This window comes from Microbulbifer sediminum, assembly GCF_021729035.1.
Lineage (GTDB): Bacteria > Pseudomonadota > Gammaproteobacteria > Pseudomonadales > Cellvibrionaceae > Microbulbifer > Microbulbifer sediminum.
The window spans coordinates 489,085-504,893 of the sequence record NZ_JAJSAP010000002.1 but is presented as its reverse complement, the minus strand read 5'-3'; the positions used below and the strand labels follow the sequence as shown (position 1 = coordinate 504,893).

The window sequence follows — 15,809 nt, the reverse complement described above, 5'->3', positions numbered from 1 at the left end:
TTCAGCTTAAGTGGGGCCGCAGCTCGTCCATGGCCTCCTCGAAAGTGATCACCGGTGTGTATCCCAGGAGGCGTTCTGCTTTCTCCGGATAGAATTCGTTGGGTCCCCCGACAAGCCGGCAGGCCTGGCGTGTGAACAGTGGCCGCTCCTGGCGACCGAGCAGGCGTGCGGCAAATTCCAGCAGCGGTGCCGCGGCTACGGCGGCGGCGCGGGGAATGGATACTGGTGCCGGGGCGTTGAGAATATGCGCCAGGTGATCCAGGTACTCTCGCCAGGTAATACCGAGTCCGTCTGCAGCCAGGAAAATGTCGCCCCGGGAGTAATTGGAACGTGCGCTGGCCAGCATGATGGCAACCAGGTTGCGCACATGTACCAGGCCCGCATCCCAGTCGCCGCTGCCCAGCAGGCAGGGTCGGCGTTTTCGCAGCAGCCCGGCCAGGGTCTCCACCCAGAGGGGGCTGCCGAGACCGTAGACATTGCCCGGCCGCACGATGGTGGCACGCAGGCCCCCGTGGACGACCGCCTGGCGGGTCAGGCGCTCCTGTTGCTGCTTGCAGAACTCATAGGGAGCGGTAGGCCTTCCCAGGGGGCTGTTCTCATCAAGTCGACCGCGGGAAAGGGCATCGCCCCAGACGCAGATGCTGGATGCAAGGATGAAGCGGGCGTTCCAGCGCAGGGCCAGTTCGATTGCCTGGGCCGTGCCGCCCACGGTGATGTCAAAGTGTGTTTTGCGGGGGCCCCAGTCGCTCACCAGCGCAGCGAGGTGAAATACGGCGTCTACCGGACCAATCCGCGCCTCCAGGGCGGTGAGGGTACGGATGTCCCCGGTGACAATGCGCACATGGCGCCGCCATTCGGGTGGTAGCAACTCTCCAGGCTGGCGCAGGGCCACTACCTCGATGCCATCAGCGATCAGCTGTTGTACTAGGTAGCGGCCGATAAAGCCGCCTGCGCCGGTGACCAGGGCTGAATTCAATGGATACATCGGGTCTCGGTTTCTGTATCAGGGAGTACCGGGATTGCCGGGCCCGGGCATTGCCCGGACCGGGGAGGGGGCAGCTCATCGTTCGCGAGGCGGGGCCAGGGCTGCCTTTGGGCGGAGAAGTCTAAGTACAAGCGGTATTTGACAGCTTGATTATTTATGACCACTTTTTGATTTTTGGCGAACCCGTTTGCCTGGTCCGAAAAAACCGACGGCCATCTGCCGGAAAAGGGATGCTGGAAGGTGTGGGACCATAATGTCACGGCAGGGATTCGGGTCGGTCCATCGTTCCCGGTGCAGCTTTTCAGAGGCGGCCAAGTATGTTTCTGGTGCGTGCAGGCGCCATCCAGGGGTTTGAGCAACTGGTCAGTAAGCTGGGCGGCAATCCGGCACGGGTATTGCGTACGACGGGCTTCAGCGATGTCCAGCTGCGCGATCCGGATACCTATGTTTCCTATGTGCGGATCGCAGACCTGCTGGACAGTGCCGCCCGGGCCTGTGACGCCCCGTTGTTTGGCCTTCAACTTGCTGCCGCCCAGCCGGCGCTGCCCCTGGGCGAGGTAATTGTCCTGTCGATCCGGCACCAGACGTCCCTGTGGGAGGCGTTGGAGCATGCGCAGAGCCATATCAGCCTGCATGCCGAGGGATTACATATCCGGCAGCTGGCCAGTGGTGACCGGGTCGAGTTGCAGCTGCAGTTTGACTTTACCAATGCTTCCGGGCTGTTGCAGCTGATGCAGCTCAGTGCAGCCCATGCCTTTAACACAATCCAGCAGCTGGTGAAGACGACGTCCCGCCAGCCCCGCCTGCACCTGCCCCAGTGGGAGCCTCCCACCAGGTATGCTGTACCCGAGCGCTACGCGGAACGGGTGATCTTTGCCAGTGAGTTCTGTGGCGTCAGCTATCCCGCCAGCTGGACCAACCGCAAGCCCCGCGACGACGAAAACCTGCTGCGCGATCACTTCCGGCAGCGGATTGAAGAGCTGGAGGCTCGGCATCCGGGGCATCTGCCCACACAGGTGCGCCATGTGATCAGCGGGTTGCTTGCCAGCGGGGAGTGCAGCCTGGAGCGGGTTGGGGCGTCACTGGATCTGCACCCGCGGGTGTTGCAGCGGCGGTTGCGAGGGGAGGGGACCAGCTTCAGGCAACTGCTCCGGGACACACGGGAGGAGCTGGCGCGGCAGCATCTGCAACATGGCGAAATGACGATTACCGAGTTGGCGTTGAACCTGGGCTATGCGGATATCGCCGTTTTCAGTCGCAATTTCAAGCGCTGGACAGGCCTGCCGCCACGACAGTGGCGGGAGCGGAACCGGGGGGACGATTGACGGATGATATTAAAGAGAGGCATGCAATCACAACGCACATGGACGTGCGCCAGTGCAGGAAACAGCGTCAGCGGCTCAGGGCGCGTAGTCGCTGCTCATAAGTCCGGGCTTCCGCACTGTTGCCGGCCTCGCGGTGATAGGTGACCAGTGCGCTGAGGATGCCCGCATCGCCCGGATACCGACCAAGCCCTTGCTCCAGTACCTGCAGGGCGCGGCCAGGTTTCCCGGAAGAGTGCAGCGCTACCGCATATACATAGGTATAGCGGGCAGTCGCTGCCGGTTCCCGGGTGGCGCGCCGGAGGTATTCCTGAGCCTCGCTGGTTCGCTGCTGGCGAACCAGGGACAGGCCCAGGCTGTGTAGTACGGCCGCCTTTTCATCTGCCCGGTCAAGCGCTTGCCTCAACAATTGCTCGGCAGCCTGTTCCCGCCCGGTGGTGCGATAGAGCTCCGCAAGGTTGATGTAGGCCGGAGTGTATGTGGGATCCCCTGACATTGCTTGCCGAAAGAAGCGCTCTGCTTCGTCCACGTTTCCGCGCTGGGCATGCAGGCCGGCCAGGTTCACCAGCGACTCGGGACGATCGGCGTTATAGGTTTCGGACTGCAGGTAGTCGTGCAGCGCAATGGCGAATTGTTCCTGTACCGATTGGGGGTACCGCTCGATTGGCGTGCCGGCCAGAGCATTGGCGGCCAGGCCGCGGGTCACTCGTTGCTGGCTGAAGAGCAGCGGAATCCCCAGGGCTGGGCGTAGCTGTTCCGGCAGCGCTTCCAGCCCCTGGGCCAGGCCAAGCTCCAGCAGCGGGTCATCCTGCTGGGCGATCATCTGCAGCAGTTGGGCGGATTCCCGGGAAGGATAACGGCCCAGCAGGCCAACCGCGGTGGCACGGGCAATGGATGGTTGTGACTCATCGGCGACCAGGGCGCTGAGTGCCGCCGGGGCACCGGGCAGGTTGCGCCGCCCCGCGTGAATGGCCTCCCCATAGTGGCTCCCTTCGGGAGGGCCGAACTTCTTTGCAAGTACACCTGCAGCCCAGCTGTGTTCACGATCCTGGTGGCAATCGGTACAGACATTGGGTGTGGCCAGCGCTTCTGACAGGTCCGGGCGTGGGATGCGGAAGCTGTGGTCCCGGCGAGTGTCCACCACCATAAAATCCTTGGCGGGCATATGGCAGTTGATACAGCGGCTAGCGCTACTGCCGGGCGGGTGAAAGTGGTGCGCTGCGGTATCGAACCTGCCCGACTGGTGGCACTGGGTACAGAGGCCATTGCCCTCCACTCGCAGCTCCAGGCTGTGCGGTTCATGGCAATTACTGCAGGTCACGCCGGCGGCGTGCATTTTACTCTGCAGGAACGAACCATACACAAAGACCTCGCCGTCAACCTGGCCGTCCGGGTGATACAGGCCTTCCTCCAATAGCGCGAGGTTGTAGTAATCCAGCAGATCACTGCCGGGGCTGGCGCCCGGGTAGGCGGTGGAGCGCCGGGCGTGGCAACCCGCACAGGCCTGTATCTCAACCTGGTTCTGCTCGGGTTTGTCTGGGTGGGCAACCCCGCTGGCGGTGTCCATATGCCAGGCAACGGCCATGCGGCCGGAGAAATCCGTGTTCAGGCCCTTGTCCTTGATTGATGGGCTGCGGGTTTCTGCCCACTCAACATGGCGCGCGCCCGGGCCGTGGCAGGCCTCACATCCCACGTCGATCTCTGACCATTGCGTGGCAAACTGGTTATTGCCCCGATCAAAGTTCTTGCGCAGGTTCGTCGAGTGGCAGTCCGCGCACATGAAGTTCCAGTTCTGGTTGATACCGGTCCAGTGCAGAGGATCCCCGGGCGCGATCTCCTCGTCCGGGTAAAGGTGGAACCAGCGCTGGCCACCCCCGGCCTCGCTCCGGCTGTCCCAGGCGAGGGGGAGCGCCTGTAGCCTGCCGCCCGGGAGTTCCACCAGGTATTGCTGCAGGGGAAATGCGCCGAAGGTATAGGCGATCGGGTAGTGCTGTAGTTTGCCGTCAGGACCATCAGTCTGGACGAAGAAGCTGCCATCTTTTCTATAGAAGCGGGATACGGTGCCATGGTAGCTGAATCCTGACCCGTCAAATTCACCGAGCACAGACTCCTCAGAGACTTCCTGCATGGCAAGGTCATGGTGGGAGCCCTGCCAGGCCTGCAGCTGGTCCTGGTGACAACTGCCGCAGCGCCTGGAGCCGACATACTGTGCCTGGTCCTGAGCGGCAGGGGCTGCGCGCCCGGTTACCTGATCCACCGCAACCTCTGTCTCTGGGTCTGGTGAGTCTGGGGCAGCATCGGAAGCATCAATTTCGTTGCCCTCGACAGGTACTGCGTTCCTGTCGCAGCCTGAAATCAATGTCATAAGGGCCAACAACGCGAGCCCGCAGGGATACAGTTTGCCTGGCATCGAATTCCCGGGATCTATTTTCATGCCATTATTTTCTGCTTCTTTAGCAATTGCGAGGGCTGATTCATGTCAAATAAGTGAGCGCCGGTATTCAATATAGCCGGGGCAGGCCCTGAACCAACCGTAACAGCGTTACCAGCGAATGAAATTGGTACCTGGTAGATATGAGCAGCCCACTGTACTCGGTCAGAATCATCTGGGAAGCCGGTTCAGGTCAGCTGCTGGCAGCTTCGCACCCGGTGGCGCTTCTTTCCTCTGTAGGCACAATTCGCCACCAGCAGCTAAGGTGAAATAGGGCGCATTTTGCAGGGCGCGCTCTCCATTTAGCCTGAGGTACCCATGATGTCGAGATGCATGGCACGCATTTGGGGTGGCATACCGACTCTTCTAATCTATCTGCTTGCTGCGGTACCGGCCCAGGCAGCAGATCCCCTGCGGTCCTGGGCCGACGGGCCCACCAAAGACGCGATTATGGAGTTTGTGGCGAACGTCACGAAGGAGGGTGGGTCGGATTATGTTCCCCCTGAAGAACGGATCGCGGTCTTCGACAACGACGGCACTCTATGGGCAGAAAAGCCATTGTACTTCCAGCTGTTCTATGCGATCGACAAGGTCAAGGAGAAGGCTCCGGAGCATCCCGAGTGGAAAAAACAAGAACCGTTCGCATCGATACTGGAAGGAGATCCGCGTAAGGCGCTGGAGGGCGGCAAGCCGGCGCTGATGAAGTTGCTGGCTGCCACGCACAGCGGCATGACTGGCAATGAGTTTCATGAAAGTGTCAGTAATTGGCTAGCCACTGCCCGACACCCGAAGTACAGGCAGCTGTACACAGAAATGGTGTATCAGCCAATGCTGGAGCTTCTCCGGCATCTTCGCGCCAACGGCTTCAAGACATTTATTGTGTCAGGTGGCGGAGTTGATTTTGTCCGCGCTTTCTCAGAAGAAACTTATGGAATCCCGCCGGAACAGGTGGTGGGCAGCAGCCTGAAAGCAAAGTACCAGGTAAAGGACGGGCAACCTGTCCTGGTAAAAATACCGGAAATTAATCTGATCGACGACAAGGAGGGAAAGCCGGTCGGCATTTATCAGTACATAGGCCGTCGCCCGATCTTTGCCGCTGGCAACTCCGATGGCGACCTGCAGATGCTGGAATACACCACAGCCGGGCCGGGTCCCCGTTTTGGCCTGTTGCTCCACCATACGGACTCGGGCCGGGAGTGGGCTTACGACCGTAATTCCCATGTCGGGCGTCTTGACGAGGCATTGAAAGCGGCGCCAGAGCGTGGCTGGACAGTGGTTGATATGCAGAATGACTGGAGAACCGTTTTCCCGTTCGAAAAAAAATAGCCAGTTATTGCTGAAGCTGGTCGATCCCGAAAGTTTCGCCGCCATGTGGCGGGAGAGCACGGGTACTTGAACATATTGGAAAAGCCTTGAGGAGCAAGGAGATATCTATGTATTCACTACGCTGGCTTCTGGTTCTTCCGGTGGCCGTGCTGCTTGGTTATCACAATGTGGTGCAGGCCCAGCAGAAACCGAACATCCTGGTGATCTGGGGCGATGACATTGGTATCACCAATATCAGCTTCAACAGCCGTGGCCTTATGGGCTACCAGACACCGAATATCGACCGCATCGCCAAGGAAGGGCTCTCATTTACCGATTACTACGGCCAGCAGTCATGCACCGCGGGTCGTGCCGCATTCCTCGGTGGCAACGTGCCAGTCCGAACCGGCATGACGAAAGTTGGGCTGCCCGGTGCCAAGGAGGGGTGGCAGGAGTCCGATGTCACAATCGCAACCGTGATGAAGAGCCTGGGTTATGTCACCGGGCAATTTGGCAAAAACCACCAGGGTGACCGGGACGAGCACCTGCCAACAAATCATGGTTTCGATGAATTTTTCGGCAACCTGTATCACCTGAACGCCGAGGAAGAGCCTGAAAACCGGGATTATCCGAAAAACCCGGATTTCCGCAAGAAATTTGGCCCACGCGGGGTTATCCGTACAAAAGCGGGCGGGGAGATCGAGGATACCGGCCCCTTGACGAAGAAACGGATGGAGACGATCGATGATGAAACGGTGAATGCTGCGATCGATTTTATCGAGCGTGCCCACGATGCGGGCAAACCATTCTTTGTCTGGTGGAATGCGACCAGGATGCACTTCAGGACTCATGTCCGGGAGGAGCACAAGAACCTGGGGGGACCGGATAGTAACGAGTATATCGATGGTATGGTCGAGCACGACCAGCATGTGGGCAAGCTCCTCGACCTGCTGGACAAGCTCGGGATAGCCGAGAATACGATTGTCTTCTATTCCACCGACAATGGGCCCCACTTCAATACCTGGCCCGATGCGGGTATTACCCCGTTCCGGAGTGAGAAGAACTCAAACTGGGAGGGGGCCTATCGGGTGCCGGCCTTTGTCCGCTGGCCCGGTAAATTCCCGGCTGGCAAGACACTGAATGGTATTGTCTCCCACGAGGACTGGCTGCCAACCCTGGCTGCTGCTGCCGGTAATAATGATATCAAGGAGAAACTGCTGAACGGCGTGCGCCTGGAGGGGCGCAAGTACCGCAACTATATCGATGGCTACAACATGCTGGATTACTTTACCGGCAAGACTGAAGAGTCGCCGCGTAACGAGTTTATCTATGTCAATGACGACGGCCAGATCGTGGCAATGCGCTACCAGCCATGGAAAGCGGTATTTCTGGAGAATCGCGGCAAGGCATTCGGGGTATGGATGGAGCCCTTCACCGAGCTGCGGGTGCCATTGATATTCAACCTGCGCCGGGATCCGTTCGAGCGGGCCCAGCATAACGCGAATACTTACTATGACTGGTTGCTGGAGCGGGCCTTCGTATTGGTTCCGTTGCAACAGATGGCTGCAGAGTTTCTGAAAACCATGGAAGAGTATCCTCCCAGCCAGACACCGGGTGCGTTCAACCTGAAGAAAATCGAGGAACAGCTGAAGTCAGGTGCAGCGGGGAGTAATTGATATTCTTGCAGGGGGCGGTGGAAGCTGCCGTGATTTCAGCACGGCAGCCTTCATCACTCTTTCCGGGCCTTCAGGGCGTATACCAGATCGGGCTGGAAAAGGCGCGTTCCTGGTGGACCATGGGGACTTTCTTGTCCATATCGATATCGAAGCGAACCTTGTCGTACAGCGTCCAGCGCGGGGTAGGGATCTCCAGGACACGAACGTAGTAAACCGCCTTGTGTAAGGGGTTGAATTCCTGGTCCTCAAAATAGCCGATCAGTTGCTCGGCGCCGATGTCATTTTTGTACTCGGCGGTCTTCAGGTCAACGCTGTTACCGACATGTTGGATCCTTCCCCTGCCATCCTTGCTGCGCTCGCCGGACCACTTGACGTTGTATATTTTTTCGTGGGTTTCGCCGTTGCCGTCCACCCAACCCTTGATGATCTGTATCCGGTCAAGGTTGGCGCCCTCGGGGTCCTTCATCGCTGCCACCAGGAAAGTCATGGGCTGGCCGCGCTCCGCGCCCTTGAGTTTGCCACCCATGGGGACGCCCTTTTTATAGCCGATGGCAACAACGTCATCCCCGGCATCCTCCCTGGTGAAGTCGTGGCTAGCGAAAAAGCGTACCTTGATCCGGGGGCCGGTGGTGGCAAAAGTCTCCTTGCGCATCATGGCGTCCCAGATGGCCTCCCGGGTGTTCTCTTTCGCCCATACACCCATAATGCCGGAGGCTGCCTGTTCCCAGCCGTAGAAATCCCCGCTCTTGCCCTCGAGCAGGGGAAAGTTCCAGCGCTGCTTGTTGGAGGGCTCCAGTGTCTTGAATTTGCCGAAAAAGTTGTCTTCCTCAGTCGTGGATAGGCCGGTGTGGGTGTCACTGGCGCCATTAGCGCCATACTGGAAGGGATTGGTACCCAGTTCCGCCTGCAGTCGGAGGCCGGATTTCAGTGCCTCGCGCCAGTACTCGGTCTTGAACGCGCCCTTGGGCTTGGGGACTAGGATCAGGTTACCGCGATCCCATAGGTCCCAGTTGGCAAACTCATCCTCCGGTGACAGGGAGGGGTGGGATTCGCTCTGGCCCTTGATCTGGGTGACTTCAAACAGGGGCTCATACTTCGCGCGCATCTCTGCCCACTCACTGGTCATCGGGGAGCCATCGAACTGCTGCTCTTCGAACATACGGCCATTGGAAAGGTTGCCGTTGTGGGGGATGGCCAGGACCCGGCCGCCCGTCTTCTGCTCGTAAGCCTGCATCCACTCCCACAGTTTCATGGGGTCCTGGGTCTCGAACGTCGTGAGGGGGAGTATTTCCCGGGTCCGGTCGGCACCATCGCGAAATATGACATTTCGGTGCAGGTTGTTGCCGCCATCGGCATTCACGGTCCATTCGTAGGCGATGAAGGTGGTGAACTCTCCCGGCTGGTAATACTTTTCAGCCGCATCGACGGTCTTCTCCCAGGCAGACTTCATCCATTTAGGATCCATTAATACCTTTGGCAACCGCTCTTCGGACTGCATGGTGATCAGCTCGCTCTTGGCCTCGCTGGCGCGCTCTGGGTCGCCTGAGCTGAGGGCCTCGCTCCATTTCTTGATGGTCGGGTCCTCCAGCATTTCGGGATTGCCGTCGGTGATCTCGTTGATCACGCCCATGCCGTCGGAATGATCAGTGATCATGAACCAGTCGTAGGGGCGGTGCAGTTTTGCCTTCAGTCCGCTGTTGGACTTCACCTCCTCCCCCTGCGCAAATCGATAGGCATCCTCCGGAGTGAGGATTGCACCATCCATCCCCGCATCGGCCGACCAGCCGGTATGCACGTGGCTGTCGCCGAAGTACGCTTTTGTGGGGTAGTCGGCGGATGAATCCGTTTTTTTTCCCGTGGAAGAGGCTGTTGACTGGTTGTCGTTGTCCTGGCCTGCGGAGTAGGGATTGTCTTCGATATCCTCCTTTGGCGTGGCCGTATCATCGGTGCCGAACTCTTCTCCGATAATCTGCTCGCCGGCCTGCTCCCCGGAGCCCGTTTTGGAGGAGTCACCCCGGTCCTTCCTGTCGGCAGTATCTCCTCCACACGCCACAAGCAGGAGCGTGACAAGCATAAGGGGCAAAAAATGTTTGCTCATGGTCTTCCTCACGGAATTGGTCGTGCAGTGCGTTGGCGAGTGTTTGGGAGTTTCGTGTATCAGTAATAGCAGAGCGGTCATATACTGTTTGCCTCGCAGTTCCGTCTCAATCGCTAAAGTGTTTTTATGGCATGCAATGCTTTGCATTAAGTCAGGCAGAGGTTTGGAAGTAGTTGCACACATAGACGGGGAATAGGGGAGGGGTTTCTTCCTTGAGATGCTATAGCTGGCAGAGGAAAGGGAGAGAGCAAAGGCTGGCGCCCCTCCGGGCTTCCCTGCGTCGGGAGGCGATTATGTCAATCAGCTCCCCCTCGAGCCGGGATGTCCAGTACCTCGCTTCCCCAGCTCACCCCGCACATGCTTGAATTCCTGGTAATTTCTGGTTGTTAATGGGTCGGGGCAGGTTTCACTCTGTAGCTTGCGCGACGGGTATTTCACGTGGGTTTTCAGACTGGCTGATGCTCATCATGGTCCGTGCGCGCTCAGTGAAGTTGTTCATGGTCAGGTCATAACATTGCTGCCGGACCGGGAATAGGTGAAAAAACTGGGGTGTGATGGCCACGTAAGACCGCTCGGCCTTGCTCACCGTGGTTTCTCTGTCCTTGTCCCCACTCATAGGCGGTCAGAAAAATCGACAGTGGTAATAAAGGGTTTGTTTGGCTGTCACTCTTGTTTGAAATACATCGATCAGCAAATCAGTTTAAGTGTCAAACCTGCACTTTAACCCGATAAGCCTCGTTATTGCCTATTCTGCTAACTACTCGACTCTCCAGCCAGGGGCACCGGAAAGTTATGGCACAAGGCTCAAAAAAAGCGGTTTTCTACGCCATATTCGTCAACGGCATTATTACGGTTATGAAAGGCATGGCAGCTCTAGCCACACATTCGGCGGCCATGATGAATGAGGCTGTGCACAGCCTGATGGATACCCTGAACCAGGTGTTCCTGATGATCGGCCTTTTGCGGGGCGGCCAGCCTGCAGATGAAACCTATGCTTTTGGCCACGGCCAGAAGAAGTACCTCTGGAACCTTTGGAGTGCTATCGGCCTGTTCTCGATTGGCTGTGGCCTTGGCCTGGCGCATGCCTGGCATGCCTATCACCAGTTGCATACGGTCGAACGTCCAACAGTGGTCAACCTGCTGGGCGTGGAGATTGCGCCGATCTGGATCTCGGGGGTGGTGTTGTTGATCGCACTGGTGCTGGAAGGTTACGTGCTGTGGGTCGCGGGGAAAGAGTTTCGCACGCAGATGCGCGCCGCTGGTGCGCGCAACCCGTTTCGCTTCCTGCGACAGGCAGACGACCCGACCCTGATTGCAGTACTGCTGGAAGACAGCATTGCGGTAACGGGTGTCATCCTCGCCGCAACCGGTATCGGGTTGGCTCAGGTGACTGGTAACAAGATCTGGGATATCTGGTTCTCAGTGGCGATTGCCGCGATGCTGGGATTGACCGCGATCTTCCTCGGTGCGATCAATATGCGCTTCCTGACCAGCATCCGTGACCTGGATGCGGAGCGCGCCTTTGCCGAGATCTGCAGGGCCCGCCGGGACATAGAGCGCTTCCATGACCTGCGCTCTGTGATCGTGGATGAGACCCATGTGGTGGTGGTGGCGGAGGTGGAATTGCGCGAAGAGGTACTGGTGGCGGATATGCGTGAGCGCATCCGGGCCCATGAGCGGGCCCTGCTGGAACGGGTGCCTGAGGATCGGCGCACAGAGGCGGTGCGGGAATATGCCGAGACCCGCGCTGTAATCCAGGCTACCCTCGAGCGCACCGAGCGCGTGATCGATGAACTTGAGGCGGAGCTGAAAGCGCGTTGTCCGCAGGTTTTTCATCTGACGGTGGAAGTAGAGGGGATTGCTGCGGAATCGCAGCTGGATAAGCCTCAGGAGTTGTTATCTTGAGCGCCTCACGGTAGGCTCCCGCCCGCGCGGTGGATGTGCACTGTGTTCCCGTTTTTTGCCGGGAAAAACAGGCACTTATGTGACCAAAATCGGGCTCCGGTTCATGTCGGTTTTGCTGCGCGTGAACCTGCTGTGTAGCGGGGTCACGGCCCCCAGAATTCCGGGCAACGATTGCTTACCGCTGGCAGCTGGTTGCCGGTGTCGATGCGATATATCCAGAAGAAACGAAGAAACGATGACCAACGAAGATAAACGCCCCCTCTATATTCCCCATGCCGGTCCCTCCCTGCTGGAAATGCCCCTGTTGAACAAGGGCAGTGCCTTTACCCTGAAAGAGCGCCTTGAGTTCAACCTGGTAGGGCTGCTCCCCAATAATGTGGAAACGATCGAAGAGCAGGCACGCCGCGCATACCGCCAGTACGAACAGTGCAATTCCGACCTGGAACGGCATATTTATCTCCGCGCCATCCAGGATGACAACGAAACCCTGTTTTTCCGCCTGATCGAAGAGCACATCGAAGAGATGCTGCCGATCATCTATACGCCCACGGTCGGTAAGGCCTGTGAGGAGTTTTCCAATATCTACCGCAATCACCGCGGGCTCTTTGTGTCCTACCCGGACCGGGAGCATATGGACGATATCCTGCGCAGTGCAACCAAGGACAACGTAAAGGTGATAGTGGTCACCGACGGTGAACGGATCCTGGGCCTGGGTGACCAGGGTATTGGCGGCATGGGCATCCCCATCGGCAAGTTGTCCCTCTATACCGCCTGCGGTGGCATCAGCCCGGCTTACACCCTGCCGGTGACACTGGATGTCGGGACCAACAACCGCACCCTGCTGAATGACCCCATGTATATGGGCTGGCGTCACGAGCGTGTGTCCCAGGAGGAGTACGACGAGTTCGTGGCCGAGTTTATTGCGGCCTGTAAGCGTCGCTGGCCGAAGGTACTGGTGCAGTTCGAGGACTTCGCCCAGACCAACGCCATGCCGTTGCTGGAGAAGTATCGCGACGAGCTGTGTTGTTTCAACGACGATATCCAGGGCACGGCGGCGGTCTGCCTGGGAACGGTGCTGGCAGCCTGCAAGGCGAAGCAGGAAAAGTTGAGCGACCAGCGCGTGCTGGTGGTGGGGGCCGGCTCCGCCGGCTGTGGGATCGCCGAGCAGATTGTCAAGGCGATGGTGGAGGAGGGCACCAGTGAGGCCGAAGCCCGGGAACACCTGCTGATGTTTGATCGCTATGGACTGGTGACCAGTGACATGAAGGGGCTGCACACTTTCCAGGCGCGCCTGGCACAGGATCCGGCCAGGTACCCGGGAGTGAGCGACTGGGACCTGCTGCAACTGGTACAAGAGACCAAGCCTACCATCATGATCGGCGTGTCTGGCCAGGGCGGCCTGTTTACCCAGGAGGTGATTGAGGCAATGCATGCCGGCTGCCCGCGGCCGCTGGTGCTACCCCTGTCCAACCCCACTTCGCGGGCCGAGGCCACACCCAGGGAGATCCTCAGCTGGACACGCGCCGAGGCCATGGTGGCGACCGGCAGCCCCTTCGAGCCGGTAGAGCTTGAAGGCGATACTTATCGTATTGCCCAGTGCAATAATGTCTATATCTTTCCCGGGATCGGCCTCGGTGTTGTCGCCGCGGGTGCTTCCCGGGTGACCGACGGCATGCTGATGGCGGCCTCCAATGCCCTGGCCGAAAATGCACCGGTGGTGAAAACCGGTGAGGGCGCGTTGCTGCCGTCCCTGTCCGATATTCGAGAGATCACCAAATATATCGCACTGAAGGTGGGCCAGCAGGCCCAGGAAGACGGCGTGGCACCGGTCGTGAGTGAGGAGAAGCTCAGCGCCTCTATCGAGCGCAATTTCTGGTACCCGGGTTACCGCAAGTACCGTCGGCGCTCATTCTGACAAATCGCCCTTTAGGAGTGGCCATGGGCCGCTCCTAAAGGGAACCTCTCTTACCGCTAACCCGATTTCTGCAGCGCCAGGGATTGCCTGCGCAACACCCGCACCAGCACCAGGCTGCATATCCGGTAAAACAGTCGCGGGAACACCCGGTTCGCGAACGCGGTGAGTTTGCCGCGTATGCCTGGGATAATCTGCCATTTGCCCCGGTCCAGCCCAGCCAGGATTTCGTCACAGGCAGTATCCACGTCCAGGGAGCCGGCAACCTTGCGTAATTCCATCGATATCCGGTTGCCGTCCAGCTTTTCCTTTTCCACCATCGGCGTGCGCACCTCGGCCGGGCAGATACAGCTGACGCCGATACCCAGGGGTTGGTACTCGAACCGCAGGGTCGTTGCCAGGCCCACCACGCCAAATTTTGATGCCCCATAGGCGGCGTAGCCATAATTACTGGTCAGGCCCGCCAGGGAGGCCACCAGGGCCAGGCGCGATCCCGGTTTCATGTGTGGCAGGACGGCTTTGGCAAAGTGGAAACTGCCGTTCAGGTTTACTTCTACCACGCGATGGAATTCTTCCGTGGAGAGGTCCGGGAAGGCCCTGTTGAGGACAATGCCAGCAGAGTTAAGGGCGATTCCCGGGCTGCCAAATGCGGCCACGGCCTGTTCCACCGCGCTGCACAGGCCAGCCGGCGCGGTGACATCCGCTTCGAAAAACTGCCACCGGTTGTCGCCCTGTTTGGCAGCATCCTCCAGTTGCTCCCGGGCCTTGTCTGGCAGGTGCACGTCGAGCACTGAAACATTGGTTCCCCTGCGTAGCAGGCGCAGGGTAATACCCAGGCCGAGACCGCTACCGGCCCCGGTGATTACAGCATGAGTCCAGTTGATCATTATTGTTCTCCTCAACGCTGGCCCGACAAGTCTGTCACAGGGCGCGTGGCTGGGCAATCAGGGCAGGGTTGACAGGGGCCTACAGGTGCCGGGGTTCGATTTCCACGCCGTCCTCGATCCGTTCACTGGGGTGCAGCACCAGCGTCTCGCCGTCGGTGAGGCCGGCGAGAACCTCGGCCTCCTGGCCATTGTTGTGGCCGATCTCAACGGGCACACGTTCGGCGCGTCCGTTGCTTACCCGGAACACCACCCAATCTCCCTGGTAGCGGAACAGGGCACCGGTGGGCACCTGCAGGATGTCATCGCCGCGCCAGATTCGCACCGCCGCATCCACCCGGTAACCGTGCCCGAGGCGCTGCCAGACTTCCCGCGGATCGGTAAAATCGATGATCACATTGACACGCTGCTCCTCGATGCCCAGGGCGGAGATCTTGGTAAACCCGAATGGCTCTACCAGCCGGACGCTGCCGTTCAGGGGCTTCTCGCCCCCCCAGCTGGTCAGGCGCACATAGTCTCCTGCCTCGACCTGCACAGCATCCCGGGATAGCAGGTCGACCACTATCTCCAGCTGCGCGGGGTTGCCGATCTCCAGTAGGGGGGTGCCGGCATTGACCACGTTTTCGCTCTCCTGGCGTACCTGGAGCACCCGGCCACTGACCGGGGCCTTCACCGTCACTACATCTTCCGGGCTGACGGGCTTGCCCTGCCCGGGTTCGATCAGGGCGGCGCGAGCGCTTTCCAGCTCGCTCAGGCGTACCTTTTCTGCGGCCTCTGCGGTATCCACCGCGGCCTTTGCGCTGTCGAGGGCCAGCTCGATACGTTCCAGCTCCACCCGTGAGATATGGTCTTTCCGGATCAGCGCGCGGGCCCGACGGGCGTCCGCCCGGGCAAACCTGAGTTGCGCCTGTGCGTCCCGCAGCTCAGCGCGGGCAAGCTCCAGCGCTGACTCGGCGCTGCGCACCGCGGCCGCAGCCTGGTTTCGGGTGCGCTCGTCGAGGAATTGCGGGTGGGTGGGCAGTAGCTGGGCCAGCTCGCTCTCGTTGGCGCTCACCATGTCCCCGACTTCACTTTCTATTCGCAGCAGGTAACCCGTCACGGGTGCGGAGACGACAAACACATCCTTGACCCGTGTGTAGCCCTCGTCGCGCACATAGACCTCCATTGGGCCCCGGGTGACATGGGTGAAGTCGACGGGAACCGGCTTGGGGAGGAACGCATAGGCAAAGAAAAGCCCCAGGCCAACGAGCAGCCCGATGAATACAAGCCGACGCAGGATTCTCGCGCGCAT

The 15,809-nt window shown here is 59.5% G+C and carries 10 protein-coding genes; 5 read left to right on the top strand and 5 right to left on the bottom strand.

Going from position 1 to position 15,809, the window contains the following annotated elements:
• Position 1 precedes the first annotated feature (1 nt).
• On the bottom strand, positions 2–985 hold the full coding sequence (locus LVD11_RS04875; RefSeq protein ID WP_237056920.1) for an NAD-dependent epimerase/dehydratase family protein: 984 nt from the start codon (positions 983–985) through the stop codon (positions 2–4).
• Between the two features lie 317 nt (positions 986–1,302).
• Here LVD11_RS04875 and LVD11_RS04870 point away from each other — a divergent pair, with 317 nt between their 5' ends.
• The gene (locus LVD11_RS04870; protein ID WP_237056918.1) at positions 1,303–2,310 is read left to right on the top strand and encodes a helix-turn-helix transcriptional regulator; all 1,008 of its coding nucleotides are present in this window, start codon (positions 1,303–1,305) and stop codon (positions 2,308–2,310) included.
• 67 nt (positions 2,311–2,377) lie between these two features.
• On the opposite strand, the gene LVD11_RS04865 is transcribed toward LVD11_RS04870, so the two are convergent.
• Entirely contained in the window at positions 2,378–4,564 is a 2,187-nt protein-coding gene (locus LVD11_RS04865; protein ID WP_237056916.1) for a tetratricopeptide repeat protein, read from the bottom strand.
• 624 nt (positions 4,565–5,188) lie between these two features.
• Between LVD11_RS04865 and LVD11_RS04860 the strand changes: the two genes are divergently transcribed.
• Both LVD11_RS04860 and LVD11_RS04855 read left to right on the top strand, forming a co-directional pair.
• On the top strand, positions 5,189–6,064 hold the full coding sequence (locus LVD11_RS04860) for an HAD family hydrolase (protein ID WP_237056914.1): 876 nt from the start codon (positions 5,189–5,191) through the stop codon (positions 6,062–6,064).
• A 107-nt stretch (positions 6,065–6,171) separates the two neighbouring features.
• Positions 6,172–7,719: an arylsulfatase gene (locus LVD11_RS04855; protein WP_237056913.1), complete on the top strand. Its 1,548-nt coding sequence runs from the start codon at positions 6,172–6,174 to the stop codon at positions 7,717–7,719.
• 70 nt (positions 7,720–7,789) lie between these two features.
• Here the strand turns inward: LVD11_RS04855 and LVD11_RS04850 are convergent, their stop codons facing one another.
• Positions 7,790–9,817 carry a DUF3604 domain-containing protein gene (locus LVD11_RS04850; RefSeq protein WP_237056911.1) on the bottom strand — a complete coding sequence of 676 codons (2,028 nt, stop codon included), beginning with the start codon at positions 9,815–9,817 and terminating at the stop codon, positions 7,790–7,792.
• 792 nt (positions 9,818–10,609) lie between these two features.
• Here LVD11_RS04850 and LVD11_RS04845 point away from each other — a divergent pair.
• Positions 10,610–11,722 carry a cation diffusion facilitator family transporter gene (locus LVD11_RS04845; RefSeq protein WP_237056909.1) on the top strand — a complete coding sequence of 371 codons (1,113 nt, stop codon included), beginning with the start codon at positions 10,610–10,612 and terminating at the stop codon, positions 11,720–11,722.
• Between the two features lie 235 nt (positions 11,723–11,957).
• Positions 11,958–13,637, top strand: coding sequence for an NAD-dependent malic enzyme (locus LVD11_RS04840; protein WP_237056907.1), 1,680 nt, complete (start codon positions 11,958–11,960; stop codon positions 13,635–13,637).
• 56 nt (positions 13,638–13,693) lie between these two features.
• Here LVD11_RS04840 and LVD11_RS04835 read toward each other — a convergent pair whose 3' ends face one another.
• The gene (locus LVD11_RS04835; protein ID WP_237056905.1) at positions 13,694–14,521 is read right to left on the bottom strand and encodes an SDR family NAD(P)-dependent oxidoreductase; all 828 of its coding nucleotides are present in this window, start codon (positions 14,519–14,521) and stop codon (positions 13,694–13,696) included.
• Positions 14,522–14,600: 79 nt separating this feature from the next.
• A complete protein-coding gene (locus LVD11_RS04830; RefSeq protein WP_237056903.1) occupies positions 14,601–15,809 on the bottom strand; it encodes an efflux RND transporter periplasmic adaptor subunit in 1,209 nt (402 codons plus the stop codon).